General features: G+C 71.7%; 5 protein-coding genes. 1 reads left to right on the top strand and 4 read right to left on the bottom strand.

Translation table 11 applies throughout. From position 1 onward, the window contains the following. The coding region (locus BZY54_RS46725; protein ID WP_279634775.1) for a biotin carboxylase N-terminal domain-containing protein at positions 1 to 342 on the bottom strand (342 nt) is incomplete at its 3' end. 375 nt (positions 343 to 717) lie between these two features. Between BZY54_RS46725 and BZY54_RS46720 the strand changes: the two genes are divergently transcribed. After that, positions 718 to 1,218 (top strand): hypothetical protein, encoded by a 501-nt coding sequence (locus tag BZY54_RS46720; protein WP_086731392.1) that lies wholly within the window; start codon positions 718 to 720, stop codon positions 1,216 to 1,218. 6 nt (positions 1,219 to 1,224) lie between these two features. On the opposite strand, the gene BZY54_RS46715 is transcribed toward BZY54_RS46720, so the two are convergent. The 3 genes from BZY54_RS46715 to BZY54_RS46705 all read right to left on the bottom strand — a co-directional run. Beyond that, on the bottom strand, positions 1,225 to 1,848 hold the full coding sequence (locus BZY54_RS46715) for a Maf family protein (protein WP_086731390.1): 624 nt from the start codon (positions 1,846 to 1,848) through the stop codon (positions 1,225 to 1,227). 31 nt (positions 1,849 to 1,879) lie between these two features. Next, a complete protein-coding gene (mmpB, locus tag BZY54_RS54920) occupies positions 1,880 to 2,008 on the bottom strand; it encodes a morphogenic membrane protein MmpB (RefSeq protein ID WP_086731389.1) in 129 nt (42 codons plus the stop codon). An 87-nt stretch (positions 2,009 to 2,095) separates the two neighbouring features. Further along, positions 2,096 to 2,288: acyl-CoA carboxylase epsilon subunit (locus BZY54_RS46705; protein ID WP_107420007.1), on the bottom strand; the 193-nt coding region annotated here is incomplete at its 5' end.

Below are 2,288 nucleotides of genomic sequence, written 5' to 3'. Positions count from 1 at the left end.
GTCGCCGAGGTCGCGGATGGCCTGTGGGGGCGGGCCGATCCAGATCAGGCCGGCGTCCAGGACGGCCTGGGCGAAGTCGGCGTTCTCGGAGAGGAAGCCGTAGCCGGGGTGGATGGCGTCGGCGCCGGACTCCTTGGCGGCCTTGAGGACCTTGTCGATGTCCAGGTAGCTGGTGGCCGGGGTGTCACCGCCCAGGGCGAACGCCTCATCCGCGGCGCGGACATGCAGAGCGTCCCGGTCCGGGTCGGCGTAGACGGCCACGCTCGCGATCCCGGCGTCCCGGCAGGCCCGGGCCACGCGGACAGCGATTTCGCCACGGTTGGCGATGAGCACCTTGCGCACGATTGAGGCTCCCTCCTTGAAACAAGCCGAGTTTAGGGACTGCCGACACGGCACTTCGACCCGTCCCCAATGGTGAGCTTGCCCACACGGAGCGTGATTCGAGGCTCGCTCGACCCGCGAAACCCCTTGTCGCACCACGGTACGCAGGGCTCCACCGGCAAACCCTAGCCCGCCGATGTGGTCAAGGTCTCTGTGAGAGCGTGCTGCGGCCCACTTCGTTTCTTTGTGGAGTCCCTACGAATGGCCCAATGATTCTTTGCCGCCCGCACGACCCTTGTCCCCAGGTTTACCCGTTAGTAGCGTTCGCGGTGTCCGGACAGTACTCGCGGTAACAGGGCTTCCTGGCGGAGCGGCAGTCGAAAGTGGGTGGGACCGGTGGTGCGCAGACCGGTGGCGTGGATCGTGGCGGTCGTGCTCTTCGCCGAGGCGTTCGGCTTCGCGGCGGTGAACTGGTTTCTCGGGGATGTCGTCCACCGGCAGAAGATGTCCCTCGCCGGGATGGATCCGAACGTGATGTCGACCTCGTCGAAGGCCGGCGGGGTGGTCTTCGGTCTCTACTTCGCGCTGTGCGGGCTCGCAGCGCTGCTCGTCGCGGTGCACGGCCGCCGTCCGGCCGGCGTGGGCCGGGTCCTGCTGATCAGTGCGGCCGTGGTGCACGGGCTGCTGGGCGCGTTCGCGTGGGGGCTGGTGGGCTGGACGGCGTTCCTGTTCATGGTCGCCGTGCTCGCGCTCATCGTGCTGCTGCTGATGACGTACGACCGCGAGGAGGGGCCGAGCGACGCCGTGTCCGCCGACGGCCCCGAGGGCGGTCCGAAGAGCGGCATGCCCGCCCCCGTCCCGCCGGTCGTCCCTCCGGGTGAGCCCAGCGCCTCCTGAGCGTCGTCAGGCGCCGTCGGCCGGCGACCACAACTCGGTGATCGCGACGCCCAGGTCGGCCAGCAGCCGGCGCACCAGGGGAAGGCTGATGCCGATGACGTTGCCGTGGTCGCCGTCGATGCCGTCGATGAACGGGGCCGACCGGCCGTCCAGGGTGAAGGCGCCGGCGACGTAGAGGGGCTCACCGGAGGCGACGTACGCGGCGATCTCCTCGTCCGTCGGGTCCCCGAAGTGGACCACGGTGGACGCGGTGGCCGAGACGTGGCGTCCGCTCGCCGTGTCCCAGACGCAGTGCCCGGTCTGCAGGGTTCCGGCCCGTCCGCGCATCGCCTTCCAGCGGGCGGTGGCCTCCTCGGCGTCGGCGGGCTTGCCGAGCGCCTGGCCGTCCAGGTCGAGCACCGAGTCGCAGCCGATCACCAGGGCGCCCCGGATCTCCGGCTTCGCCGCCACCACGGAGGCCTTCGCCTCGGCCAGGGCGAGCGCCAGCTCGGCGGGGGTGGGGGCGGTGATCGCGTCCTCGTCGACCCCGCTCACGATCACCTCGGGGTCCAGCCCGGCCTGCCGGAGCAGCCCGAGCCGGGCGGGGGACTTGGAGGCGAGTACGAGGCGGCGGCGCGGCTGCTCAGTCATGCGGTCAGAGTAACCACGAGGGCCCCGGGGCTCACCTCACCCCGATCACGAACATCGCCAGCACCATGGCCAGCGCCATGAGAACGCCCAGTCGCCGCAGCATCGCCTGCATGTCGCGCAGTTCCTTCGGCGGCTCGTTCTCGGGGTCGGACCACAGCATTCCCCGATCGTCCGGCGGCGGGCGGGTCCGGCGCCTGAGTACGCGTACTCAAGTTGGCCGGACCCTGGCCCGTGTACCCGGGCCGGCTCAGCCGGGCCAGTACGTGCGCGCCCAGGACGAGGGGCCCGGCCGCGGGACGCGGTGGCCGGCGATGCGGGACGGGTCGGCCCAGGAGTCCCTCGGGCCGGGCGCGCCGGACGGCAGGGTGGCCGCCGCCGCGGCGCGCGCCCGGACCACCGCCAGGGCGGCGGCGAGCTCCTCGGGGGTGGGGTTGCCTCGT

Origin of the sequence: Streptomyces carpinensis (assembly GCF_002154505.1) — a bacterium.
GTDB classification, from domain to species: Bacteria; Actinomycetota; Actinomycetes; order Streptomycetales; family Streptomycetaceae; genus Streptomyces; species Streptomyces carpinensis.
This window is presented reverse-complemented; position numbering and strand designations above follow the sequence as displayed.